Origin of the sequence: Janthinobacterium sp. NKUCC08_JDC (assembly GCF_019345575.1) — a bacterium.
In the GTDB taxonomy this organism is placed as follows: Bacteria; Pseudomonadota; Gammaproteobacteria; order Burkholderiales; family Burkholderiaceae_D; genus Janthinobacterium; species Janthinobacterium aestuarii.
Map to the genome: position 1 here is coordinate 1,063,912 of NZ_JAHKQW010000001.1, position 23,592 is coordinate 1,087,503.

The 23,592-nt window shown below is 62.1% G+C and carries 18 protein-coding genes; 10 read left to right on the forward strand and 8 right to left on the reverse strand.

Annotation, left to right across the window (positions count from 1 at the left end):
• Nucleotides 1-549: 549 nt before the first annotated feature.
• Both zwf and KO538_RS04915 read left to right on the forward strand, forming a co-directional pair.
• Nucleotides 550-2,022 carry a glucose-6-phosphate dehydrogenase gene (zwf, locus tag KO538_RS04910; RefSeq protein WP_034750861.1) on the forward strand — a complete coding sequence of 491 codons (1,473 nt, stop codon included), beginning with the start codon at nucleotides 550-552 and terminating at the stop codon, nucleotides 2,020-2,022.
• An 87-nt stretch (nucleotides 2,023-2,109) separates the two neighbouring features.
• Nucleotides 2,110-2,964 carry an SIS domain-containing protein gene (locus KO538_RS04915; protein ID WP_219327612.1) on the forward strand — a complete coding sequence of 285 codons (855 nt, stop codon included), beginning with the start codon at nucleotides 2,110-2,112 and terminating at the stop codon, nucleotides 2,962-2,964.
• 178 nt (nucleotides 2,965-3,142) lie between these two features.
• On the opposite strand, the gene KO538_RS04920 is transcribed toward KO538_RS04915, so the two are convergent.
• Genes KO538_RS04920 through KO538_RS04935 form a run of 4 tightly spaced genes read right to left on the reverse strand, consistent with a single transcriptional unit; the run spans nucleotide 3,143 to nucleotide 9,670 of the window.
• Entirely contained in the window at nucleotides 3,143-5,245 is a 2,103-nt protein-coding gene (locus KO538_RS04920) for a DUF2235 domain-containing protein (RefSeq protein ID WP_219327613.1), read from the reverse strand.
• Nucleotides 5,242-5,865 (reverse strand): DUF3304 domain-containing protein, encoded by a 624-nt coding sequence (locus KO538_RS04925; protein ID WP_219327614.1) that lies wholly within the window; start codon nucleotides 5,863-5,865, stop codon nucleotides 5,242-5,244. Before KO538_RS04925 ends, KO538_RS04920 begins: the two co-directional genes overlap by 4 nt.
• Entirely contained in the window at nucleotides 5,862-6,761 is a 900-nt protein-coding gene (locus KO538_RS04930; RefSeq protein ID WP_219327615.1) for a DUF4123 domain-containing protein, read from the reverse strand. The genes KO538_RS04925 and KO538_RS04930 overlap by 4 nt, the downstream gene beginning before the upstream one ends.
• 47 nt (nucleotides 6,762-6,808) lie before the next feature.
• Entirely contained in the window at nucleotides 6,809-9,670 is a 2,862-nt protein-coding gene (locus KO538_RS04935) for a type VI secretion system Vgr family protein (protein ID WP_219327616.1), read from the reverse strand.
• A gap of 207 nt (nucleotides 9,671-9,877) precedes the next feature.
• Between KO538_RS04935 and tal the strand changes: the two genes are divergently transcribed.
• The gene (gene tal / locus KO538_RS04940; RefSeq protein ID WP_219327617.1) at nucleotides 9,878-10,813 is read left to right on the forward strand and encodes a transaldolase; all 936 of its coding nucleotides are present in this window, start codon (nucleotides 9,878-9,880) and stop codon (nucleotides 10,811-10,813) included.
• A 74-nt stretch (nucleotides 10,814-10,887) separates the two neighbouring features.
• Here the strand turns inward: tal and KO538_RS04945 are convergent, their stop codons facing one another.
• Nucleotides 10,888-11,757, reverse strand: coding sequence for a hypothetical protein (locus KO538_RS04945; RefSeq protein WP_219327618.1), 870 nt, complete (start codon nucleotides 11,755-11,757; stop codon nucleotides 10,888-10,890).
• Between the two features lie 204 nt (nucleotides 11,758-11,961).
• Between KO538_RS04945 and KO538_RS04950 the strand changes: the two genes are divergently transcribed.
• From KO538_RS04950 to KO538_RS04960, 3 genes are all read left to right on the forward strand, one after another.
• The gene (locus KO538_RS04950; protein ID WP_219327619.1) at nucleotides 11,962-13,035 is read left to right on the forward strand and encodes a patatin-like phospholipase family protein; all 1,074 of its coding nucleotides are present in this window, start codon (nucleotides 11,962-11,964) and stop codon (nucleotides 13,033-13,035) included.
• Nucleotides 13,036-13,156: 121 nt separating this feature from the next.
• Nucleotides 13,157-14,887 (forward strand): methyl-accepting chemotaxis protein, encoded by a 1,731-nt coding sequence (locus KO538_RS04955; protein WP_219327620.1) that lies wholly within the window; start codon nucleotides 13,157-13,159, stop codon nucleotides 14,885-14,887.
• A 167-nt stretch (nucleotides 14,888-15,054) separates the two neighbouring features.
• The gene (locus KO538_RS04960) at nucleotides 15,055-16,230 is read left to right on the forward strand and encodes a tetratricopeptide repeat protein (RefSeq protein WP_219327621.1); all 1,176 of its coding nucleotides are present in this window, start codon (nucleotides 15,055-15,057) and stop codon (nucleotides 16,228-16,230) included.
• On the opposite strand, the gene hemW is transcribed toward KO538_RS04960, so the two are convergent.
• From hemW to rph, 3 genes are all read right to left on the reverse strand, one after another.
• Complete coding sequence (gene hemW / locus KO538_RS04965; protein WP_034753981.1) at nucleotides 16,227-17,501, reverse strand: radical SAM family heme chaperone HemW; 1,275 nt, start codon at nucleotides 17,499-17,501, stop codon at nucleotides 16,227-16,229. The two genes, KO538_RS04960 and hemW, sit on opposite strands and share 4 nt — an antisense overlap.
• On the reverse strand, nucleotides 17,498-18,082 hold the full coding sequence (gene rdgB / locus KO538_RS04970; protein ID WP_219327622.1) for an RdgB/HAM1 family non-canonical purine NTP pyrophosphatase: 585 nt from the start codon (nucleotides 18,080-18,082) through the stop codon (nucleotides 17,498-17,500). Before rdgB ends, hemW begins: the two co-directional genes overlap by 4 nt.
• Nucleotides 18,083-18,220: 138 nt before the next feature.
• Entirely contained in the window at nucleotides 18,221-18,949 is a 729-nt protein-coding gene (gene rph / locus KO538_RS04975) for a ribonuclease PH (RefSeq protein ID WP_102294882.1), read from the reverse strand.
• 302 nt (nucleotides 18,950-19,251) lie between these two features.
• On the opposite strand from rph, the gene KO538_RS04980 reads away from it, so the two are divergent.
• The 4 genes from KO538_RS04980 (at nucleotide 19,252) to KO538_RS04995 (ending at nucleotide 23,539) form a co-directional block, all read left to right on the forward strand.
• Nucleotides 19,252-20,142 carry a YicC/YloC family endoribonuclease gene (locus KO538_RS04980; RefSeq protein WP_034753986.1) on the forward strand — a complete coding sequence of 297 codons (891 nt, stop codon included), beginning with the start codon at nucleotides 19,252-19,254 and terminating at the stop codon, nucleotides 20,140-20,142.
• Between the two features lie 135 nt (nucleotides 20,143-20,277).
• On the forward strand, nucleotides 20,278-20,916 hold the full coding sequence (gmk, locus tag KO538_RS04985) for a guanylate kinase (RefSeq protein ID WP_080753685.1): 639 nt from the start codon (nucleotides 20,278-20,280) through the stop codon (nucleotides 20,914-20,916).
• A 54-nt stretch (nucleotides 20,917-20,970) separates the two neighbouring features.
• Nucleotides 20,971-21,174, forward strand: coding sequence for a DNA-directed RNA polymerase subunit omega (gene rpoZ / locus KO538_RS04990; RefSeq protein ID WP_010400723.1), 204 nt, complete (start codon nucleotides 20,971-20,973; stop codon nucleotides 21,172-21,174).
• A gap of 82 nt (nucleotides 21,175-21,256) precedes the next feature.
• A complete protein-coding gene (locus KO538_RS04995) occupies nucleotides 21,257-23,539 on the forward strand; it encodes a bifunctional (p)ppGpp synthetase/guanosine-3',5'-bis(diphosphate) 3'-pyrophosphohydrolase (protein WP_034753991.1) in 2,283 nt (760 codons plus the stop codon).
• Nucleotides 23,540-23,592: the final 53 nt, after the last annotated feature.

The following is a 23,592-nucleotide window of genomic DNA, read 5'->3' on the forward strand; positions in this document are numbered from 1 at the left end:
CCGTCTTGTAAAGTTAATTCGCCTGCCCCTGATGCGGCGGACAGTGCGGACTGCACGTCGCATGGACGTCGGATGGCGGGTTCGGGGCATGGCCGGCGCTAGCGGTGCAGTATGTATCGTACAATTTCTTACAACCAATAGTTGCTATCGATTCGAGCTTGAATTATACGGTTTTTTACTTTCTCCAAAGCTACTTTACGCTGCCAACGGCGATCCTGACAGCATTTCTTGCTTTGCCTGTTGCTACAGCGCAAATGATGACGTAGAGAACTAGAAATTTCCCTGGCAACCATGGTTACTTTGAAACGCCGCGTGCAAATCGCGATAGCCTATCAAGACCAGCGAACGGCATATAATGACCATGCCGGCACCGCTGGCAGGCATACAGGGCAAAATGGCGACGGCAGCCGTTGGAATGTAGTAAAATTTCTTGCAATTGCCTGTTCTACGTAGTAAATTTACACCGCCGATTATAGTAGCGACAGACTGGCACTTCCGGTCGGCTTCCTCCCCGTTCCGGCCCTTTTACTTTTGCGACGACACTCACTTATGGCACTTACCGATTTTGACCTGGTCCTGTTTGGCGGCAGCGGCGATTTAGCAATGCGCAAGTTGTTGCCTGCAATGTATGCGCGCGACGTCGCGAACGATTTGCCGCCGACGGCGCGCATCATCTGTGTGGGCCGCCAGGACAGCGGCCAGGATGCCTTCCTGAAAATGGTGGAAACCAACTCGCGCCCGCATATCAAGGCCAGCACCCTGAATGCCGCCACCTGGAGCAAATTCTGCGCGCGCATCGTGTATGTGTCGCTCAACGCCAGCGATGCGGCCACGTACGCGCCGCTGGTCGAAGCGCTGCGCGGCGATGCCGACCTGACGCGCGTGTACTACCTGGCGACGCCGCCGCATTTGTTCGCGCTGATCTGCGACAACCTCGAAGACAACGGCCTGGTGACGCCGAATTCGCGCGTGGTGCTGGAAAAACCGCTGGGCCGCGACCTGGCCAGCGCCAAGCAGATCAATGCCGAAGTGGGCAAGGTCTTCCAGGAATCGCAGATCTACCGTATCGACCACTACCTGGGCAAGGAAACCGTGCAGAACTTGCTGGCCCTGCGCTTCGGCAATATCCTGTTCGAACCGCTGTGGCGCCGCGAATGGATTTCCGACGTGCAGATCACCATCGCCGAAAAGCTGGGCGTGGGCAACCGCATGGGTTACTACGACACCTCGGGCGCGCTGCGCGACATGCTGCAAAACCACTTGCTGCAACTGCTGTGCATCGTCGCCATGGAACCACCGACCTCGATCGCGCCGGACGCCGTGCGCGATGAAAAGCTGCAAGTGCTGCGCTCGCTGAAAAAATTCACGCCCACCACCCTGGCGCAAAACATCGTGCGCGGCCAGTACCGCGCCGGCCACGTCGACGGTGCCACCGTGCCGAGCTACCGCGACGAACCGGATGCGCCGGAACATTCGCGCACCGAAACCTTCGTTGCCCTGAAGGCGGAAATCGACACCTGGCGCTGGGCCGGCGTGCCGTTCTACCTGCGCACAGGCAAGCGCATGGCCGACAGCCTGGCCGAGATCGTCGTGCGCTTCAAGCAGATCCCGCACTCGATCTTCAACCAGCCCACGTCGAGCTTCCAGCCGAACTGCCTGGTGATCCGTTTGCAGCCGGACGAAGGCTTGCGCATGAACCTGATGGCGAAAACCCCGGGCGACGGCATGCGCTTGAAACCGGCGGAACTGGAACTCGATTTCCGCGAATCGTTCAAGACCCCGCGCATGGATGCCTACGAGCGTTTGCTGCTCGACGTGCTGCGCGGCCAGCTGACCCTGTTCATGCGCGGCGACGAACTGGAAGCGGCCTGGGAATGGGTCGAGCCGATTCTCGACAACTGGGAACAGAACGACAGCGCGCCGATTCCGTACACGGCAGGCACCTGGGGCCCCGCGGCCGCCAGCGCCCTGATCGGCCGCGATGGCTTGCAGTGGCGTGAAGAAGCATTACCCGAGGATTAACAGGCAAAACAGGGGCCTGCCCGCAGATGGGCAGGCCCTTTACCTATTATCCCCACACTCCTGAACACCTACCAGAAAACTACCCTGATGCTGCTTGATTCCATCCGCACCCAGCTCGATTCGCTCTCCAAGTCGGAGAAAAAGGTCGCGCTAGCCGTGCTTGACCAGCCTAACCAGACGGTCAGCCAGAACATCACGGCGCTGGCGAAAAGCGCGCAGGTGTCGGAACCGACCGTGGTGCGCTTTTGCCGCACCCTGGGCTATGACGGCTGGCATGAATTCAAGCTGAAGCTGGCGCAGGGCTTGGCCCTGGCCATGCCCTGCGCGAACGAGCAGCCGGCGCAGGATGACCTGGCGGCCGACCTGGTGAACAAAATCTGCAGCCGCTCGATCAACACCCTGCTCGACCTGCGCAACAACCTGAATCCGGAAGCGATCCAGCGCGCGCTCGACATCCTGTCGCGCGCCAGCAAGATCGAATTCTATGGCCAGGGCACGTCGGGCATCGTGGCGGCAGACGCGCAGCACAAGTTCTTCCGTTCGGGCGTGCCGACAGTCGCCTACAGCGATCCGAATATCCACAGCATCGCCGCGGCCCTGCTGCGCGGCGGCGACTGCCTGGTGGCCATCTCGCAGCGCGGCAACAGCCCCGCCCTGGTCCGCTCCGTGAAACTGGCGCGCCGCGGCGGCGCCGACGTCGTCGTGCTGGCCCCATCGGGCACGCCGCTGGCCGACCTGGCGACCGTGCTGATCCCGATCGACCTGGTCTTCAACACCGACCCCTACACCCCGATTTCCGCGCGCCTGGCCTACCTGGTCGTGATCGACGTGCTGGCCGTGGGCCTGGCCCTGCAACGGGGACCGGAATTCCGAAAGAAGATGCAGAATGCGCAGAAAGCGCTGCAGGAATTCGACATGCAGTTCGATTCTTTCATCGGCTGATCCGGCTGATCCCCTGCCGGCTCCAGCCCTGCTGGGGCAGCTCCTTAGCCGGGGTGGCGGAATGAAATAAATCGGGCTCAGCAAATGCACGGACTGCGTTAGTCAAGGCTGCCACCAAGGCCGGCAATGTGCGGCTATCGACCCGGTGCACGGGTAGCTCAATGGATTGGCATTTGACTTACACCATCTTCAGCGACTCCACGGCATCGGCAGATATATGATGGGCCATCGCGATAATGCGCTGTTCCTTGTGCAAAACAGGCAGCATGCCCGCATACTGAGCGCCTGACGGCTTGAAGGTATCCGATCCCATGTAAATTGACCGGAAACGCAAATAGCCACCTCCCAAAAGTCTGTTCTCGCGTCCGCCCTTGTCCGGCTCGATCGCATCCATTTCGTTTTCGGTACCTTTGACAGCTTTGTATCGCAGCAATTGCTCTTTTTCCTTCTTGCTCAAACTATAGGGATTGGGCTTCCCAGGGTCTGCCTCCGGACCGTTCTCCCATTCACGGGCTCGCTCTTCCTGAGCCACAAGCAATTCCAGCGCGTACCACAAGTCAGGAATGTCTTTCCCCAACGGTTTGAACCACGCACGCGAGTCATGCACGAACTGTTCAAAAAAGTTGTTTACTTCGGCGGGTGGTACCGGCTTATCCCAAAATTCGGCGATAGGTTCCCATTCGGGATTACGGGGCCGCCCTCTACTGCCAGTCGTGCGCTGATCGGTGCGCCATTTTTCAAAGCTCGCAACCTCTTCCTCCAACTCCTTGTCCGCCATCGTGAGATCAGTAAAATCGAATTTCCCGCTTTTATAGGTGGCTGCCAAATTCTTGACATTCGGCAAATCTCCCATCTTGCCAAGCATTTTCTTGCGCCACTGTATGTACAGCATGTGCTGGAATTCCATAATCCTATGTAGCCGCAATGATGGCTCAGCTCCTTGCTGCGCATGGCAAAAGCCGATATAGGCATTGAAGGTGGCTATTGTGCGCGGATCGATGCGAAAGGCCCGCTTCGTCGCTTCACTGGCCTCTTCCAGCTTCAGCGGCACCCCAGCCAGGCGCGCCGCCCGGTACATCGTGGCCAAGGTAATGCGCGACATCAAGTCACCTCCGCTTGGATCTGTACCGCGCCCTTGTTCTTGCGGTAAATAGCCGCCTCCGATGTCCGAATGAACACCGGGGAAAACAATTTCAGTGCAATTAGGGGGAATATTGCCCAGGTGAGCAACGGAGTCCAAGGGAAAAGACCGGCGTACTTCATGCGCCGACACCAGATGCAGGCACTTGGTTGGCCCCGGTGATGTGGGTATTCTGAGCGACACTTCGGTGTCGGCCCAGCCACCATGTCCGTCCACCATCCTGTTCGGGAGGGGCACTGAAGCCGCCAAGCCAACCGAAGCGACGGTATCGAACAGGCCCATAAAGTCAAACGTCACCTCGATAGTGCCCATACTTAACTGGCGAGCCTTGACGCCTTTGCTAACGGTCAGTTGCGCATCGAGCTTGCATAACCAGATAAACCAGTTGGCAAACGAGCGCGCTTCGGCCGCGCCACGCGAGAAACCGAACATCGACACGAAGATATTGAGCACCCTGCCTTTATTAACGCTTTTCGCAGGCCCATCGGTTGGCACAAATGATCGCAAATTGCTGTGCAACTTTTGCAAGGCCTGCGTAAAAGCGTTCACCAGCGCCTGTGAAGGCCGCACTTTACTGGGTAAACTGAGCGTATTGAAGTCTTGTTTAAACGTCTTGTCATCCACCAAGGGAGCATCCGTATAATATCTGTGCACATTATTGAGTGCCTCCACCAATGCCCAGATGATGCGATTCTCTCCCTTGTAAGCGAAGGCCAGGCCGCGCGCCCGGTCGCTGGTGAGAGCGCTAAATCCCTCGCCCGTATCGCCAACCTCGTCGAAACGTGTTCCCACTCCGGGAACATAGGTGCGAAAGTAACTGTTGTGGTATTTTGTTTCCAAGTCCGGCCAGGCCTCGCTGCCATGCGTATCTTTACCGCCGGGAAATGCACGGTACAAGCGCGCCACGTTGCTGTGACAATGAAGCGGCACATCCCGCTTCATATTATTGTTGGTGCCGTCAAAGAAGAAACCGAAAAACAGATTGACATCACATGGTGGAGGAAAACCTGGAAGTGGGCATTCACGCTTCTTTATAAATTCTATAATTTCATCCATTTCATTAGCGCCGTCAAAAAAACGGTCTTTGTCAGATGGATCAGTTTTATCAACAGAATAGTTTTCGGCTAAAAAAGCTGTCATCTCACATCTCCCTCTAAACTCTGGACAATTTTTTTTTGAAATTCAATAATTTCTTTTTTCTCTTTTATCTTTTCATCTGATAATGTATAAAAGTCACGCAGTAATCTTTTCTCCAAAAAATCGAGCGTATTTCTCTCTCTCTTTAGTTTATCCTTGCGACGCTCATCCCGATACTCCTTCGTCGGTACCGGATACCCCTTGATTTTCCCCGGCCATTCCGGCCGACTTGGTCCGTAATGCGATACCACGGCCCCCACGCTGCCATCTTCATAGACGATCAGCCAGATATCGCCCGCCTTCCCATCCGGATACGGCGGGATGCTGACTGTCTCGCGATGCAGGGTCGGGTCTGGATAAAACTGATAGACCACCACGACCTTCAAATCCGCATGCCATTTTTCCGGCACGCTGAAACAGCATATCGTGCCGCCTTGGCCATAAGGATCGATCGCATCGCCACCGCCGCCGCTGTTGGTATTGCCCGGATTTTCAACCGCGATGTAATTGACTTCGCGCGAAGAATAATTCAGCGCCTGAATGCTCGCGGCCATGGCAACGCCGGGCAAACATGCGGCCAGCAAGATACCTCGCCACAGCCACTGCCTGAACAAGATAATCATGACTTTGCCTCCACTGATAAGGTCGGCACATCAGCAGAGGATTGCTCTGCCATCCAGAGTTCAAACAATGAATCGGGTGTTTGCGCCCTAGCAGGCTCTGCTAGCCAGGACGCAATTTGCGGCCGTGTTTGCAGACCTGGGTTTTCGAGGCCAAATATGCATACGTCAAATCGATCTGGCGGTGTTTCGAGCCGCGCATGATCGGCACAACCCAGCCAATATTCGATCAGGGCATGGGCATGTTCGGCAGTATGTGGTTCCAGCAAGCGAGGACTGGTTGCGCGCACTTGAAACAAGATGCCGTCGCCTTCCGCCGCCCGCATCAGTTGAGCGCATTGCTGCTCACTTAACGATATACCAAGCGCCGCCGGTAGCGCTTCACCAGGCAAGGTCAAATCACTCCAGTCGGCTTTGCGCGTGACGTATTGCCAATGGTGTGCCGGCCCGCAAAACTGGCCCAACTGCTGCGCCGTCAATATATTGAAAAGCGGCGGCAAAATGCGGGTATCGGCAAACGACAACGCCACCGTATAGTCTGCGGCATCGACGATGCACCATGATGCCAAACGGGCAGCCAGTTGTTGCAACGGCTCCGGCGTGACAATCAGGCTGAGCGCCGGATGACCATTGGTTTTTTCAAGTAGTCGTTCCCAAGTAAAACGAGCTGTATCGTCAAATTCAACAAGCAGCGGCGAGATGGACAAAGTTTCTTCATTCGCACCTGGCGCACCGGAAAACAACGCCTCATATCGCAGATGCTGCGTGCGCTTAAGCAATGGATAACACGACTCGTCAAAAACACCATCGATCAACGCATAAATGTGCGCCTCGGGAAACTGACGGCGAAACGCCTGCAAGCGCGTGTGCAATGACACTTTCCAGTCAGAAGGAAACATATTAATATCCACTTAGTCATGCTCCTCTAACTGTTGTTTTTGGCTATTCACTCTTCCACCATGGAAAAAGGCGAACCTGATTCGGCTGCGCTACGCCTGCATCGTTTACATATGGAACGGGAGAATCTGGGCAACGGATAAGTCAGCCGCTCCGGCCCGATAAAACTCTTCCTGCCCGCAAACACGGTGATCTTGCCCGGGCACTGGATCGTGATGTTGCCGCCCTCGATCGTGATGTTGGCGCCGCCCGCCGTCGACAGGCGGATGCTTTTCGCCGCCGCCCAGTCGACGTGCGCGTTGGCGCTGGCGACATTGACCTCTTCGCGCGCCTGCACCTTGATCTCGTCGGACTGGGCCTGCACCTCGATGGGCTGGCTGGCCGCCACCAGCTGGACGCCCAGCTCGCCCTCGCCCGGCTTGACGACGCCGCCCAGCATGCCGATCGCCTGGCCCGTGTGCAATCGCCATTGGCCGCCGCTGGCGAACTGCGTATCGAGCCCGCTCATCAGTGTTGCCGTTTCGCCGTTGGCCAGTTGCATATCCTGGCCCGCCACCACGCCCAGGCCCGCCTTGGCCGCCACCGCGATGATGGCGTCGCTGCTGTGCGGCAGCTTGTCGTCAGCCGGCGCCGTGGGCTTGCCGGCCGCGTCGCTCCTGGCGGCGTCCGCGCTGTCGCGGCTCAGCATGCCCGAGGCACTGGTCAAGAATGCCGACAACGGCGCGGCCTTGGCATCGAGCACACTGCTGCCAGGCGCCGTCGCCCCCAAGTGCCCCGCATAGGCCACCCCCTGATGCGTGACGGCCGCCTCGCTGAAAGTCTCGCCCAGCTTGGCCGCCTGCTTGAGCAGCGCCATGCCGGGCGCATTGTCGCCGGCCGGGTCGCGTGCCCGCGCGTCGTGGTTGACGAGGTAGCTGGAAATCAGGAGCCCGGCGCCCGCCCGCACCGCGCCATACGCATCGGTGCGCAGCTCGGCGCCGGCGCCGCGCAGGCTGCCCCGGTAATTGTCGGCGCCATGGATCAGGTGGCCAAGAGTGAGTTCGCTGGCCGCATGGCTGCTTTTCAGCTGCACCCGGCCCTGGCTGTCGGTGTCGTCGAACAGCAGCTGGTTGTAGCCCGCCGCTCCTCCAGCCTTGCCGAACTCCTTGCTGCGGATGCCCCACTGCGCGCTGGCATTGCGATGGCCGGCGCTAGCGGCGGATGCCCCGTGCCACAGCGGACTGTTGCCGCCCGCCAGATTGCCCTGACCCGCTACCGCATGATCGTGTGCCGGCTGGAACACGCCGGCGTCGCCAGGCTCGCCACCGATGCCGCCCGGGGTCGGTTTGGTACCGCCCTCGCCCTGGCCGTTGTACAGCGCGCCGATGATGACGGGCCGGTCGATATCGTTTTCCAAAAATTGCACCAGCACTTCCTGGCCGATGCGCGGCAGGAACTGGCTGCCCATGCCGCCGCCGGCCGCGCGCTGCGCCACGCGCACCCAGCAGGTCGCGGCCGTTTCCTGTTGCCAGTGAAAGCGGATGCGCACCCGGCCCAGCCTGTCGCAATAAATCTCATCGGCGCCGCTGGCCGCGTCCTGGCCATCGGCTCCCACGACGATGGCGCTCTGGCTGCCCAGGGCCGTCGGCGTGGCATGCTGGCGCGCATCGTTGCCATCCTGCAGCGGACGCCACGGCGTGCTTACTGTGATCATCTCGATGCAGTTGGCGTAACCGCTGGCTTGCGCCTGCGCGATCGCGGCGGCGACATCGGGAAAACCGTCGCCCCACTGCGCCACGGTTTCCTCCAGCAATTCCGGTATCGGGCCGAACAGTTCCGCCAATCCCTCCAGTGCCGGCGCCGGCAGGTTGTTGACGCCGATGCTGGCCACGCGCAGCACGACATACTCGGGTGCGGCGCCATCGGCGGGCGGCAATGGTCCCTGCGTCAGGGTAAAACGCGTGCCGGCGCGCAGGGTGCGCACGGTCGAGCGGGCTTGCCACAGCTGGGCGCGCGCTTCATGCGCCTGCATCTGCAACTGCGCATAGCGCTGCGCCTGGGCGGCGCTGGCGTACCAGTACTGGCCAGGCGTATCGTAGCTTTCCAGCACCGGCGCATGCTTGCCGCCGAGCACCGTGTTGGTCGGCACGCTGGCGGCCACGGCCTTTTTCGCCTTGTAGTCATAGCTGAGTACGCTGCTCAGGCCCACCTGCAGGCTGCGCCGCGCGCTCAAGGCCTGCACGCTGTCGCCCGGCTCGCCGACGCGCGCGCCATGAAAGCGCAAGCCGCCGCCCTGCGCGCTGCTGGCGTCCTCGGGCGTGGCGCACGCCTGGCTGCTGTCGGCAAAGACGATCATGGCCTGACCGTCAAACCGCCAGGCCAGCCCTTCTTCCGTCAGCAGGCGGCGCACGAAATCGTAGTCCGATTCCCGGTACTGGCAGCAATAGCTGCGTTCGCCCGCCTCCTGCATGAATGACGCCACCTCGTCGCTCCAGCGCCACAGCGCGTACGGCGCATACGCCTGCAAGACCTCGTCGACGATGGCCGTCACGCTGCGGTCTTGCCAGACGCGGCTGTTACGCGCCTGGGTCAGCAGCCACAGCCATGGGGTGATACGCAGCCGGTAGCGCGCCAGGCCGCCATTGCTGCCCAGCGTGGCGGCGGCGCTGATATAGCCGGAAAATGGGGTGCGCGTGCCGTCCGCCAGGCTGATATGCAGGCTGGCAGGCTGGCCCAGCAGCGACGCCAGCGCCACATGGGCGCTGGTGGACAAGGCGATGATGTCGCGCGCGCCCACCTCCTGCAGCCGTTCGTCGGCGGCAAAGGCTTCGACCAGCAAGCCGCTGTCCTGTCCATCGTCGCCGATGGACAATGCATACAGGCGTGTCGCGCCGTTGAAGGCGGCTACCGCGCTAACGATATCTTGTGTCAAAAGATGCTCTTCATCTGGAGAGTGGCATCGCACATTGCTTATTAAAACAATGTACAAAATAAACAAGTCCAGGCAATTATGCGCGAGTTCTCAAAAAAGCAAGATTCAATTGAGTAAGTAGTGCGCGGGCAAACCAATAGTCGATGCTTCAGGCAGTGAATTCGGTACAATAGCCCGGCAAGCCCATTCACTCTTTCCCGTGCAGCCATGAACCAACTCGAACAACTGAAGCAATTTACTACCGTGGTGGCCGACACCGGCGACTTCCAATCGATCCAGGCATACACGCCGCGCGATGCGACGACGAATCCGTCGCTGATCCTGAAGGCCGTGCAAAAGGATGAATACAAGCCGCTGCTGGAAAAGGCCGTGCGCGACCATCCGAACGCCTCGACCGCCGAAATCATCGACCGCCTGCTGATCGCCTTTGGCGTGGAAATCCTGCAAACCATCCCCGGCCGCGTCTCCACCGAAGTCGATGCGCGCCTGTCGTTCGACACGGAAGGCACGGTCGCCAAGGGCCGCGACCTGATCGCCCTGTATTCGAATGCCGGCATTCCGCGCGAGCGCGTGCTGATCAAGATCGCCTCCACCTGGGAAGGCATCCGCGCCGCCGCCATCCTGGAAAAGGAAGGCATCCGCTGCAACATGACCCTGCTGTTCTCGCTGGCCCAGGCGATTGCCTGCGCCGAAGCGGGCGCCCAGCTCATTTCGCCGTTCGTCGGCCGCATCTACGACTGGTACAAGAAATCGACGGGTATCGATTACATGGGCGCGGAAGACCCGGGCGTGCAATCGGTCCGCCGCATCTACAACTACTACCGCAAATTCGGCTACAAGACCGAGGTGATGGGCGCGAGCTTCCGCAACACGTCGCAAATCCTCGAACTGGCCGGCTGCGACCTGCTCACCATCAGCCCCGACCTGCTGCAAAAACTGGCCGACAGCGATGCGCCGGTGGAACGCAAGCTGAGCGCCGAAGCGGCGCCATCGACCAGCATCGTGCAAATGTCGCTGAACGAAGAAGCCTTCCGCTTCATGATGAATGAAGACGCGATGGCGACGGAAAAACTGGCCGAAGGCATCCGCGCCTTCTGCATCGATTCCGGCAAGCTGAAACAGATGATCGCGGCGCTGCGTTAATCGCGGCAATCGCGACGGACGAAAAAGAGCGGCGCCGTGCATTGCACGGCGCCGCTTTTTTCATGCCCGTGCGATCAGGAGCAGCGGAACGTGGCCACGCCCTGGTAATTGGCGCCATTCGCCAGCTGCGCCTTGTAGGCGGCGATCAGCAGATAGCGGCCGGTGCCGCCGTCGCCCAGCATCAGCTGCGCGCCCGTGCCGTTCGACAGGTAGCCGCCAGTGATGCTGCTGGAACCTGGCGAAGCGATGGTCGTCGAAGCCGATACTTTGCCCGTGCTGCCGCCAGCGCTGGCGTCGATGGCCAGCGCTATTTTCGCGCCGGAGGCATCGAAGGACATGCTGGCAGTGCCGCTGGCAGTGCCGAAGTAGCCGCTCGACGAGATGTTCGTACCGCCCGTATAGCTTGGCGCCGTGAACGTGCCGGCATCGCAAGTGAACGTGCCGGTCGCTGGCAATGCGGCGAGCACGTTGTAGGCGACGTAATGCGCGCTGGCATTGTTGCCGGTCAACGTCGTGGCACCAGTACTGTTGCTGAACGAGCCCTTGAACCAGCGTCCCTGCGCAAAAGCCGCGTCGCCGCTGATTTCGCGCGTCACGGACGGGTTGCCCGTCAGCACGATGCTGCCGATATTGCTCAAGGCGCCGGAGGTATCCTGGACCAGCAGGCTGGCCTTGCCACTGCTCTGCAAGCCGATAGCCGTAAAGATGAAGCGGCTATTGTCGCCATTGACGAAACGGGCGCTGACACTACCCGTGTTTTCGCCGGTGGCCGCTGGCACCGTGGGAACGACAGGAACGACAGGAACGACGGGCGCCACCGGATCGGCAGGCTTGGCCGTGTTCACGGCAACCGACGTGTCGGATGGGGAAGAGGAACCACCACCACCGCAAGCGGCAAGCGAAGCGGCGATCAGGGTCAGAACAAAAGCGTGATTCAGTTGCATATGATTCCAATAAAAAAAGCAAGACATAAGGAATCCTTGGCACATGCCAAAAATTCAACGTCCAATATTATGCAACATTTCTCAAGAGAATGGTTGCCTTAAAGAAATTTATTAATACTAACAATGGGACTATAGCGAGCGCGACTGTGTCGTGGCGCCACGCTGGCGGTAAAATACCTGGCTACAGGCCGCCAACGACTACTCATGCAATCACCGATCACTATCCGCCTGGGCCGCCGCGCCCGGGCGCGCATCGCCGACAACGGGGTGCGCGCCAGCGATATCGCCATCGTTCCTGCCGCCGCAGGCGGGCCGAAAGGCTTGATCCTGCACCAGCTCGATTGCTGGCTGTTCGGCCACTTCCTGCCGCAAGCGCCGCGTCCGCGCCAGTTCGTCGGCGCCTCGATCGGCGCCTGGCGCATGGCCGCCGCCGTGTTCCCCGACCCTGTCGCCGCGCAGCGCCGCCTGGTGCGCGAATACGTGGGCCAGCGCTATCCCGACAAACCCGAGGCGGCGCACGTCAGCCGCACCTGCCGCGCCCTGCTCGACGCCGTCCTCGATGGCCAGGATGCGCAGCTGCTGCGGCACGAACGCCATAGCCTGTCGGTGCTGGCCGTACGCGGCATCGGCACGCTGGCACAGCCGGGCAAATGGCGCGACCGGCGCGGCTTCCTGCTGGCGGCCGCCGGCAACGCCGTGGCGCGCGCGCGCCTGGCCGCCTCGCTGGAGCGCACCGTGTTCCATGCCGGACCGGACGGCGCCAGCTGGCTGCGTTCGCGCTTCGACGCCTTTCATTCCCACTTCGTGCCGCTGGCGCAAGACAACCTGCGCGACGCGCTGCTGGCCTCCGGCTCCATTCCGCTGGTGCTCGATGCGGTCACGGACATCGCCGGCGCGCCACCCGGGCGCTACTGGGACGGCGGCCTGGTCGACTACCATTTGCACCTGCCCTACCAGCGCGAACCGGACCTCGTGCTGTATCCGCATTTTGCCGACCATATCGTGCCGGGCTGGCTGGACAAGGCCATGCCCTGGCGCCGCGCGCGCAGCGGCGATAGCGCACTCGACAACATGATCCTCGTCTCGCCCTCGCCCGCCTTCGTGGCCAGCCTGCCCAATGGAAAACTGCCGGACCGGCGCGACTTCCCCCATTACGGGCAGGACCACGCGGCGCGCATGCGCGACTGGCGCCGCGCCATCGCGGAAAGCGAGCGCATGGCGGCCGCCTTCGCCCGCTGGGCCGAGCAGCCGGACTTGCGCCAGGCGGGCGATCTGTAGCACGGGCGTGGCTGCAACAGACGCCAAAACAAGCGCGCGTTTCGCTCGCCTCTTGGTCACTTCTCAGTGCATACTATGTCGCACAGGCAATTAAATCCCCTCTGCGACAGGAGCTCCAACCATGCACGCCCTCTCCCACTTTCGTATCGGCACGCGCCTGGCTGCAGGCTTCGCGCTGGTGCTGCTGCTGTCCGTGATCTCCACTTCGTACGCGCTGTACAGCGCCCACGTGAATGCCGAAGCGACGCGGCAAATGATGGAAAAACCGCTGGCCAAGGAACGCCTCGTATCGGACTGGTACGTGCTGATCTATTCGGCCATCGCGCGCACCTCGATGATCGCCAAAAGCACGGATGAAACCCTGTCCAGCGTGTTTGCCGACACCATCGCCGACAGCACCAAACAGGGCAGCGAACTGCTGAAGAAAATCGAGGCGCTGCTCGACAGCGACGAAGAAAAAGCCATCTTCAAATCGTCCATCGCCGAGCGCGTCAAGTACCAGGATGCCAAGACCCTGGTGATGAATGCGCGCAAGGCAGGCGACGCGGCGCAGGCGGAAAGCACCTACCGCGACAGCTTCGCGCCGGCCGCCGCCAAATACCAGAACAACGTCAAGGCCCTGCTGTCGCAGCAGCGCCAGGCCATCGACGCCACGGCGCACGCGATCGAGGCGGCCAACGGGCGCAGCTTCACCCTGCTGCTGACCTTGTGCGTGCTGGTGGTGGCGCTGGGCAGCGTCTGCGCCTGGCTGATCACGCGCTCGATCACGCAGCCGTTGAAGGCTGCCGTGAAAGTGGCGGAAACGGTGGCCGACGGCGACTTGCGCACGCATTTCGGCAAGGCCGCCAGCGATGAAATCGGCGACCTGATGCGCGCGCTGCACGGCATGAACGAGGCGCTGCGCAAGGTGGTGTCGGAAGTGCAGACGGGCACCAACGCGATCGCCACGGCATCGGGCGAAATCGCCGCCGGCAACCAGGATTTGTCGGCGCGCACGGAGCAGCAGGCCAGCTCGCTGGAAGAGACGGCGTCGTCGATGGAAGAACTGACCAGCACCGTCAAGCAGAATGCGGACAATGCGCGCCAGGCCAACCAGATGGCGGTGGCCGCGTCCGGCGTGGCCGAACGGGGCGGCAGCATCGTCAGCCAGGTGGTCGACACCATGGGCGCCATCGATACGGCATCGACGAAAATCGTCGACATCATCGGCGTCATCGACGGCATCGCCTTCCAGACGAATATCCTGGCCTTGAACGCGGCCGTCGAAGCGGCGCGCGCCGGCGAGCAGGGACGCGGCTTTGCCGTCGTCGCCACGGAAGTGCGCAGCCTGGCGCAGCGCTCGGCCGCGGCGGCGCGCGAAATCAAGACCCTGATCGGCGACTCGGTGGAACAGGTCAACAATGGCACGCGGCTGGTGCAGCAGGCGGGCAGCACCATGGGTGAAGTGGTCGACAGCGTGCGCAGGGTGACCGACATCATGGCCGAGATCACCGCCGCCAGTGCCGAACAAAGCCTGGGCATCGACCAGGTCAACCAGGCCATCGCGCAGATGGACCAGGTAACGCAGCAAAATGCGGCCCTGGTGGAAGAAGCGGCCGCCGCGGCCGAAAGCATGCAGGACCAGGCCGCGCGCCTGGCGCAAGTGGCGGCCGGCTTCCAGCTCGAACACGTCGTCGCGGCGGCGCCCGTGCGCGCCGCGCGGCCAGCCAAGGCCGCCATTGCCAGCACGCAAAAACTCGCGCCACGCCAGTCCCAGGCCACGGCCGGCAAGCCGGCAGCACCCAAGGCGGCCGGTGCGGCGGCGCACAAAACGCCATCGCACATCGCCGGCGACGACTGGGAAGAATTTTAAGCCCGGGGGTTCAAACCCGGTTTTCAAGCACAGTTTCAAGCGCCGTGCCGGCGGCGGCAAGGCGCTTGAAACTATTTGACAGCGGCGCCAGGCGCGCCGATACTGGTTTCAGGTGGGACTGGCGCGCCACCGCGACATGAGACAGCCGGCGCCTCCAGGGAGAGACCATGCGCCCCTATCTTGTTTCCGCCCCTTGCTTCAAGCACCTGGGCGCCGCCCTGCTCTGCTGTGTTTTGGCGGCCTGCAGCGTCACACCGCCTGCCAGCCTGCCCCCCATCTTCAACGACAGCGATTTCGCCCCGGCCGCCGCCATCGACGCCAGCCAGGTCTTTGCTATCGACGAGCCCATGCGCCAGTATGTGCGCACACAAGTGCGGCGCGAGGCGCGCAACAAGAACGACCGCGCGGCCCTGTATGACGCCCTGTACGACAAGAGCAGGCTGAAACTCGAATACGATGCGGCCATGACGCGCAATGCGCGCGAAACGTTCGCGGCGCGCCAGGGCAACTGCCTGTCGCTGGTGATCATGACGGCGGCGCTGGCGCATGAAATGGGCTTGCAGGTGCGCTACCAGGAGGTGCTCGGTGAAGAAAGCTGGAGCCGCAGCGGCGACATGTATTTTGTCGCCGGCCACGTCAACCTCGTACTGGGCCAGCGGCTGGACGACAAATCCGGCAGGTACGATGCCAAGGGCATGATGGTGATCGATTTCCTGCCGTCCGCGGAGATGGGCAGCTATCGCACGCGGGAACTCGACGAAGCAACCGTGCTCGCCATGTACATGAACAACCGAGCCGCCGAAAGCATGAGCGAAGGCCAGCTGGACCAGGCGTATTGGTGGGCCCGGGCAGCGCTGCTGCAGGACCCCTCGTTCACCGGCGCCTACAACACCCTGGGCGTGGTCCAGTTCCGCCATGGCAACCTGGCGCAAGCGCGGCGCACGTTCGCCCATGCGCTGACGCGCGCGCCGGACAACACGGTGCTGCTGTCGAACCTGGCGCAGGCGCTGGAAGCGTCCGGCCTGCAGAATGAAGCGCTGCCGCTGCGCCGGCGCCTGCTGGCGCTGCAGCCGCAGCCGCCTTTCCACTACTTCAACCTGGGCAAGGCGGCCATGCAGCAAAATGATTACGTGCGGGCGATACAGCTGTTTTCACGTGAAATCGCGCGCGACCCGTACTACCACGAGTTCCACTTCTGGCTGGCGCAAGCCTATGCGCGCCTGGGCCAGCTGGAGCAGGCCGGCAAGCAGCTGGAACTGGCGATGAGCAGCAGCACCACGCGCAGCGACCACACGCTCTATGCGGCCAAGCTGCAGCGCCTGCGCGCCGTCACCACGCATTAATCTTCCAGGAACATCTGCTGCAGGTCGTTCAGGAAGCACAATCCCCGTTCCGTCGGGCGGATGACCTGGTGGTCGCGGTACAGCAAGCCTTTCGCTTCGGCCGCATTCAGTGGCTGCTCGATGGCGTTGAGGGCCAGGCCCGTGCGCTCGGCGAACAGGTTCGGCGCAAAACCCTGCGTCAGGCGCAGGGTATTGAGCATGAATTCAAAACCCATTTCCTCGCGCGCCAGTTCGCGCTCTTCCTGCACCGGGTTGCCGGCCAGTACCGCGTCCATGTAGGCGCGCGGCTGCTTGTAGCGGGCCTGGCGCAGCACACGGTGCGGGAACGATATCTTCGAATGCGCACCCGCGCCAATGCCGAGATAATCGCCGAATTCCCAGTAATTGCGGTTGTGCTTTGCCTGGCGGCCCGGCTGAGCATAGGCCGACACTTCATAGCGGCCGTAGCCAGCCTGCGCGGCGCGCGCGGCCACCATGTCGGCAATGTCGGCGCTCTCGTCGTCGTCCGGCAGCACGGGCGGATACTTGGCGAACAAGGTGTTCGGCTCCAGCGTCAGGTGGTACAGCGACAGGTGCGGCGGCGCGAACGACAGCGCCGTTTCCAGGTCCTGCCGCGCCTCGTCCAGCGTCTGCGTGGGCAGCGCGTACATCAGGTCGAGATTGAAATTGTCGAAATTGGCATGCGCGATCTCCACCGCGCGGCGTGCCTCGTTGTCGTCGTGGATGCGCCCCAGCGCCTGCAAATGGCGGCCATTGAAGCTCTGTATACCGATCGACAAACGGTTGATGCCGCTGGCCCGGTAGGACTTGAATTTTTCCGCTTCGAAGGTGCCCGGGTTGGCTTCCATGGTGATTTCACAATCGGGCTCCAGTGGCAGCAGGGTGCGCACGTCCGACATCAGCCGGTCCAGGCCCGCCGCCGACATCAGGCTGGGCGTGCCGCCGCCGATGAAAATCGTGTGGATCTTGCGGCCCCAGATCAGCGGCAGCGCCATTTCCAGGTCCAGCCGCAGGGCCGCCAGGTATTCGGCTTCTGGCAAGTCGCCGCGCACCTCGTGCGAATTGAAGTCGCAATACGGGCATTTTTTCACGCACCACGGGAAATGGATGTACAGCGACAGCGGCGGCAGGGCAGTCAGGTTCAGCGCGCCCGGCTGCAGGTATTTCAGGGCCGCCCCGGCCGCGCCGGAAATGCCTTCCTGCGGCGCGGGAGCGGCGCCGGGCTTGGCTGCCGACTTGGCAACGGCGCCCACCAGTTTGATCGGGATCATCGCAGCTTTTCCACCAGCGCGCGCAGGGCCTGGCCACGGTGCGACAGCGCGTTCTTTTCATCGGACGTCAGTTCGGCCGCGCACTTGCCCAGCGCGGGAAGGAAGAAATGCGGATCGTAGCCGAAGCCGCCCGCACCGCGCGGGGTGGCGATCATCTCGCCGTTCCAGCGGCCGTCGGCGATCACGGGCTGCGGGTCGTCCGCATGGCGCACGTACACCAGCACGCAGTAGTAATACGCGGACTTGTCGGCATACGCCTCGAGGTCGGCGATCAGCTTGGCGCTGTTGGCCGCATCCGATTTCGGCTCGCCCGCATAACGGGCCGAGTACACGCCCGGCGCGCCGCCGAGCGCATTGACGCACACGCCGGAATCGTCGGCCAGCGCCGGCAAGCCCGTCAGGCGCGATGCGTGGCGCGCCTTCTGCAGGGCGTTTTCAACGAAGGTGTGGAACGGCTCGTCGCTTTCCGGGACGTCATACTCGCCCTGGGCGTGGACGGAAAAACCGATGGTCGAGAGCAGCTCGTTGAATTCCTTGAGCTTGCCGGCGTTGTTGGAGGCGAGGATGAGGCGTTGGGTCATGTCAGTAGTCCGGTTGAAGTGCCGACATTGTAAACCTTTTGCGCTCCCCTCACCTTGGCCCACCGCCGCGCTCAACGGCGGCAAAAGCGGGCTTGTTGCCCGGCGCGGCGGGCGGCGATGTGTAAATCTGTGTAAAGATTAAATGCCGAGGGCTTGCTTCTGCATGGCGATCAGGTCGGCGATGCCTCCCTGCGCCAGGTCCAGCAAGCGGTTCATGCCGGCGCGGTCAAAAGCGGCGCCTTCCGCCGTGCCCTGCACTTCGATGAAGTGGCCCGCTTCCGTCATCACCACGTTCATGTCCGTGTCGCAGCCCGAGTCTTCCACGTAATCGAGGTCCAGCACCGGCATGCCCTGGTAGACGCCCACCGAGATGGCGGCGACAAAGCTTTTCACGGGGATGGCGGTGATCGCGCCGCGCGCCTGCAACTGGGTAAACGCGTCATACGCGGCCACCATGGCGCCCGTGATCGAGGCCGTGCGCGTGCCGCCGTCGGCCTGGATCACGTCGCAATCGAGGTGCAGGGTGCGTTCGCCGAATGCCTGCAGATCGAAGGCGGCGCGCAGCGATCGGCCGATCAGGCGCTGGATTTCCTGCGTGCGGCCCGACTGCTTGCCGCGCGCCGCTTCGCGGTCCATGCGCGTGTGCGTCGAGCGGGGCAGCATGCCGTACTCGGCCGTCAACCAGCCCTGGCCCTTGCCCTTCAGGAAACCCGGCACCTTGTCTTCGATGCTGGCGGTGCAGATGACCTTGGTGTCGCCGCACTCGATCAGCACCGAGCCTTCGGCATGCTTGGTGTACTGGCGGGTGATGCGGATGGCGCGCAGCGCATCGACGGCGCGGCCGCTCGGGCGGGATTCGAATGTCATGGGGATGTCCTGTGTGATTGGGGTTGCGGCAGCGATTCTACCACCGCGCGCCCGTCTATTTGCGGCCATGCAACAGCGCAAGGCGCAATGGCGGGCGGCGCACACATGATCCATACAATCCTGCCCCGCCAAACACAATTTTCTTTACAATGCCGTAAAACGCACACTATTCAGCAATTTCCAGGCCATCGAGCACTTCGGTCCTGTTTTGCGGCGCGGGCGGTATTGCCTGCGCTGGCTGATTAAGTGTATAAGTGACTGTATACAAGACCAAATCGGGGAATCCTTTGAGCATTTCAAGCATGACAGGCTACGCGGTTGCCACCAGCGAAGGTGCTGCAGGCACACTGACAATTGAAATCAAGAGCGTCAACTCACGCTTTCTCGACCTGCAATTCCGGATCAACGACGATCTGCGGGCCCTGGAGCCTGATTTGCGCGCCGCCGTCATGTCCGCCATCACGCGCGGCAAAGTCGAGGTACGCCTGAGCTTTGGCCGCAAGGCCGCGACGGCCGGCACGCAGGCGCTGAACCTGCCCCTGCTGACCGAACTGGCGCGCCTGCAAAACGAAGTGGGCCAGCATTTTGTCTCCGCGCCCGTCATGACGGTGGCCGAACTGCTGCGCTGGCCTGGCGTCATCGAAGAAGCGCAAGTGGGACAGGAATCCTTGCAGGCGGACGTGGGCGCGCTGACCAAGCGCACCGTGGCCGCCTTCGTCGACAGCCGCAAGCGCGAAGGCGCGGCGCTCGAAGCCGTGCTCGTGTCGCGCATCGAAGCGATGGAAGCCATCGTCAAGCGCATCACGCCATTGATACCGCAAGTGGTGGCGGCCTTCCAGCAAAAAGCCATCGAGCGCATGCAGGACGCGCTGGGTCTGGCCAGCCAGGGTTCGAATTCGGCCCTGTCGCGCCAGGACGCCATGGAGCGCATCCGCCAGGAAGTGATCTTGTACGGCATCCGCATCGACGTATCGGAAGAACTGGCGCGCCTGTCGGCCCACCTGGGCGAAACGCGCCACATCCTCACCAAGGGCGGGCAAGTGGGCAAGCGCCTCGACTTCATGATGCAGGAACTGAACCGCGAAGCCAATACCCTGGGCGCCAAGGCGTCCGTCAAGGAACTGGCCGACGCCTCGATGGACTTGAAGCTGCTGATCGAGCAGATGCGCGAACAGGTGCAGAACCTGGAATAAGGTCCAGCCTGGCCAGGCATCCTCCATGCCGGCCGCTTTGGGACTGGCTCGCCGCCTTGCCTCTTGGTAAAATAGCGGATTGGGCGCCGCTTGCGCGAGCACCGGCGCCAACAACACGATTATTGAAAGATCCGCATGAGCCACCCTACCGCCTTCTCCGGCAGCCTGTTCGTGGTTGCCGCGCCATCGGGCGCCGGCAAATCGACACTGGTCAATGCATTGCTGGCGCAAGAGCCCGGCATCAAATTGTCGATCTCGACCACCACGCGCGCGCCCCGTCCGGGCGAGCAGCATGGCCGCGAGTACTATTTCACGACGGCGGAAGACTTTGTCGCGCGCGCCGACCAGGGCGAATTCCTGGAATGGGCGGAAGTGCATGGCAATTACTACGGCACCTCGCGCATCATGGTGGAACAGCAAATGGCCGCCGGCACCGACATCCTGCTGGAAATCGACTGGCAGGGCGCGCGCCAGGTGCGCAAGCAATTCCCCCGCGCGGCCGGCATTTTCATCCTGCCGCCGTCGATCGATGCGCTGGAAGAACGCCTGAACAAGCGCGGCCAGGACGAGCCGCACGTGATCACGCGTCGCCTGCTGGCGGCCGGCGGCGAAATCGCACACGCTCCCGAGTTCGAGTATGTTATTATCAATGAAGAGTTTACGGTCGCTTTGTCCGAACTGAGCGCGATCGTGAGAGCGGCCCGTTGCCGGTTTGCGCAACAAGCGGCCCGCAACGCATCGCTATTCGCCCAGCTGGGCCTGCACGCAGAATAATCGTCTCTGCACGCCAGTTCACACAGCACCACGCACACAAATTTAGGAGTTACTATGGCCCGTATCACAATCGAAGATTGCCTGAAGCAGATCCCTAACCGTTTCCAGCTGACCCTGGCTGCGACCTATCGCGCACGTCAGTTGTTGCAAGGCCACACCCCGAAGGTGGAAGCCAAGGACAAGCCTACCGTTGTCGCACTGCGTGAAATCGCTGCCGGTAAAGTCGGCATCGAAATGCTGAAAAAGGTCCCGATGTAATTGGGAACCCGCGTGCCGGAACAGTGCTGACCCCTGGTTCTACCGTATCCTTTATTCACACTGTGAAGCAACGCGACGTTTTATGAGTCTGACCCCAGCCGACACGACTTCCGCAGCACTGCCGCCCCTGGCCCCGCGCCAGGCGGCAAAATCGCAGGGCGCTTCCGCGCCCGGCACCGGCACGTCCGGCAGCAACACCCCCGCAGTATCGCCAGCACCCGCCCTCGGCGTGGCCTCCGTCAGCCATCTGGCCGACAAGCTGGCCGAATACCTGTCTCCCGCCGACCTGAAGAAAGTCAAGGAAGCCTACCGCTTCTCCGACGAAATGCACCTGGGCCAGATGCGCCGCTCGGGCGAGCCGTATATCTCGCATCCGATCGCCGTCGCCGAAATCTGCGCCGACTGGAAGCTCGACGCGCAAGCCATCATGGCCGCCCTGCTGCATGACGTCATGGAAGACCAGGACGTCAAGAAGGATGAATTGATCGAGCGCTTCGGCGCACCGGTCGCGCACCTGGTCGACGGCCTGTCGAAGCTGGAAAAGATCGAATTCCAGAGCCAGATCGAAGCGCAGGCGGAAAACTTCCGCAAGATGCTGCTGGCCATGGCGTCCGACGTGCGCGTGATCCTGATCAAGCTGGCCGACCGCCTGCACAATATGCGCACGCTGGACTTCATGACGGCGGCGAAAAAGCGCCGCATCGCCAGCGAGACCATGGAAGTGTACGTGCCGATCGCGCACCGCCTCGGCCTGAACAACATCTACCACGAGCTGCAGGACCTGTCGTTCTCGCACCTGTACCCGATGCGCTACCGCACCCTGGCGAAAGCCGTCAAGGCGGCGCGCGGCAACCGGCGCGAAGTGGTCAACAAGATCATGGAAGCGGTGAAAAGCACCTTGTCCATGGCCGAGCTCGAGGCCGACGTCACGGGCCGCGAAAAGACCCTGTACGACATCTATAAAAAGATGCGCAGCAAGCATTTGTCGTTCTCGCAAGTGCTGGACGTGTACGGCTTCCGCGTGGTGGTGGGCAGCTTTGCCGACTGTTACGTGACCTTGGGCACCCTGCACAGCCTGTACAAGCCCATGCCGGGCAAGTTCAAGGATTACATCGCGATCCGCAAGCTGAACGGCTACCAGTCGCTGCACACGACCGTCATCGGCCCCTACGGCACACCCGTCGAATTCCAGATCCGCACGCAGGAAATGCACCGCACGGCCGAGTCCGGCGTGGCCGCGCACTGGCTCTACAAGAGCGGCGAATCGAACCCGTCCGACTTGCAGCAGCGCACCCATGCGTGGCTGCAATCCCTGCTCGACATCCAGCAGCAGACGGGCGACTCGGCCGAATTCCTCGAACACGTCAAGGTCGACCTGTTCCCCGATTCCGTCTACGTGTTTACGCCAAAGTCGAAGATCATCGCCCTGCCGCGCGGCGCCACGGCCATCGACTTCGCCTATTCGATCCACACGGGCATCGGCGACCAGACCGTGGCCGTCAAGATCAACAACGAAACCTCGCCCCTGCGCACCGAGCTGCACAATGGCGACATCGTGGAAATCATCACCGATTCCTCGTCGCGCCCCAGCCCGACGTGGCTGTCGTTCGTGCGCACCGGCAAGGCCCGTTCGGCCATCCGCCACCATCTGCGCACGATCAACCTGCCCGAATCGATCGCCCTGGGCCAGCAACTGCTGTCGCAGGCGCTGCACACCCTGAACATCGACGCCGACCTGCAAGCACCGCTGGTCGAACGCCTGCTCAACGAATCGAGCGCCAATTCCATGGACGAGCTGTATGCGGACATCGGCATCGGCAAGCGCATGGCCACCCTGGTGGCGCGCCACATCTTCGGTTTGATCGGCGGCGAAGCGGCCAGCATGCCCGTAGAACACAACAGCGGCAGCGAGCTCGACCCCGTCACCATCTGCGGCAGCGAAGGCGTCTCCGTGCAACTGGCGCCATGCTGTTTGCCGATTCCGGGCGACCAGATCATCGGCCAGCTGCGCCGCGACCAGGGCTTGCTCGTGCACACGAGCGACTGCTCGCAAGCGAAACGCCAGCGCGCCAAGGAACCGGACCGCTGGATCGCCGTGCGCTGGGGAACCGAACTGAACCGCCGTTTCGACTGCCGCATCAAGGTGCTGATCAACAGCGAGCGGGGCATCCTGGCCCGCGTGGCCGCCGAAATCGGCGAATCCGACGCCAACATCATCTATGTCGGCATGGACGAAGACAAGGACAACGTCCTCGACCAGCTGCGCTTCACCGTGCAAGTCAAGGACAGGGTCCACCTGGCCGCCCTGCTGCGCAATGTGCGCAGAGTGGCCGGCGTGAACCGCATCCTGCGCGAACGCAATTAAAAAAACGGCTGGCCAGATTCTCTGCCCAGCCGTTTTTTCATGCTGCCCCCATC

Bases quoted from the DNA above. Each gene is read 5' to 3' on its own strand.
- zwf (WP_034750861.1), top strand. From the start codon at position 550: ATGGCACTTACCGATTTTGACCTGGTCCTGTTTGGCGGCAGCGGCGAT.
- KO538_RS04915 (WP_219327612.1), top strand. From the start codon at position 2,110: ATGCTGCTTGATTCCATCCGCACCCAGCTCGATTCGCTCTCCAAGTCG.
- KO538_RS04920 (WP_219327613.1), bottom strand. From the start codon at position 5,245: ATGACAGCTTTTTTAGCCGAAAACTATTCTGTTGATAAAACTGATCCA.
- KO538_RS04925 (WP_219327614.1), bottom strand. From the start codon at position 5,865: ATGATTATCTTGTTCAGGCAGTGGCTGTGGCGAGGTATCTTGCTGGCC.
- KO538_RS04930 (WP_219327615.1), bottom strand. From the start codon at position 6,761: ATGTTTCCTTCTGACTGGAAAGTGTCATTGCACACGCGCTTGCAGGCG.
- tal (WP_219327617.1), top strand. From the start codon at position 9,878: ATGAACCAACTCGAACAACTGAAGCAATTTACTACCGTGGTGGCCGAC.
- KO538_RS04945 (WP_219327618.1), bottom strand. From the start codon at position 11,757: ATGCAACTGAATCACGCTTTTGTTCTGACCCTGATCGCCGCTTCGCTT.
- KO538_RS04950 (WP_219327619.1), top strand. From the start codon at position 11,962: ATGCAATCACCGATCACTATCCGCCTGGGCCGCCGCGCCCGGGCGCGC.
- KO538_RS04955 (WP_219327620.1), top strand. From the start codon at position 13,157: ATGCACGCCCTCTCCCACTTTCGTATCGGCACGCGCCTGGCTGCAGGC.
- KO538_RS04960 (WP_219327621.1), top strand. From the start codon at position 15,055: ATGCGCCCCTATCTTGTTTCCGCCCCTTGCTTCAAGCACCTGGGCGCC.
- hemW (WP_034753981.1), bottom strand. From the start codon at position 17,501: ATGATCCCGATCAAACTGGTGGGCGCCGTTGCCAAGTCGGCAGCCAAG.
- rdgB (WP_219327622.1), bottom strand. From the start codon at position 18,082: ATGACCCAACGCCTCATCCTCGCCTCCAACAACGCCGGCAAGCTCAAG.
- rph (WP_102294882.1), bottom strand. From the start codon at position 18,949: ATGACATTCGAATCCCGCCCGAGCGGCCGCGCCGTCGATGCGCTGCGC.
- KO538_RS04980 (WP_034753986.1), top strand. From the start codon at position 19,252: ATGACAGGCTACGCGGTTGCCACCAGCGAAGGTGCTGCAGGCACACTG.
- gmk (WP_080753685.1), top strand. From the start codon at position 20,278: ATGAGCCACCCTACCGCCTTCTCCGGCAGCCTGTTCGTGGTTGCCGCG.
- rpoZ (WP_010400723.1), top strand. From the start codon at position 20,971: ATGGCCCGTATCACAATCGAAGATTGCCTGAAGCAGATCCCTAACCGT.
- KO538_RS04995 (WP_034753991.1), top strand. From the start codon at position 21,257: ATGAGTCTGACCCCAGCCGACACGACTTCCGCAGCACTGCCGCCCCTG.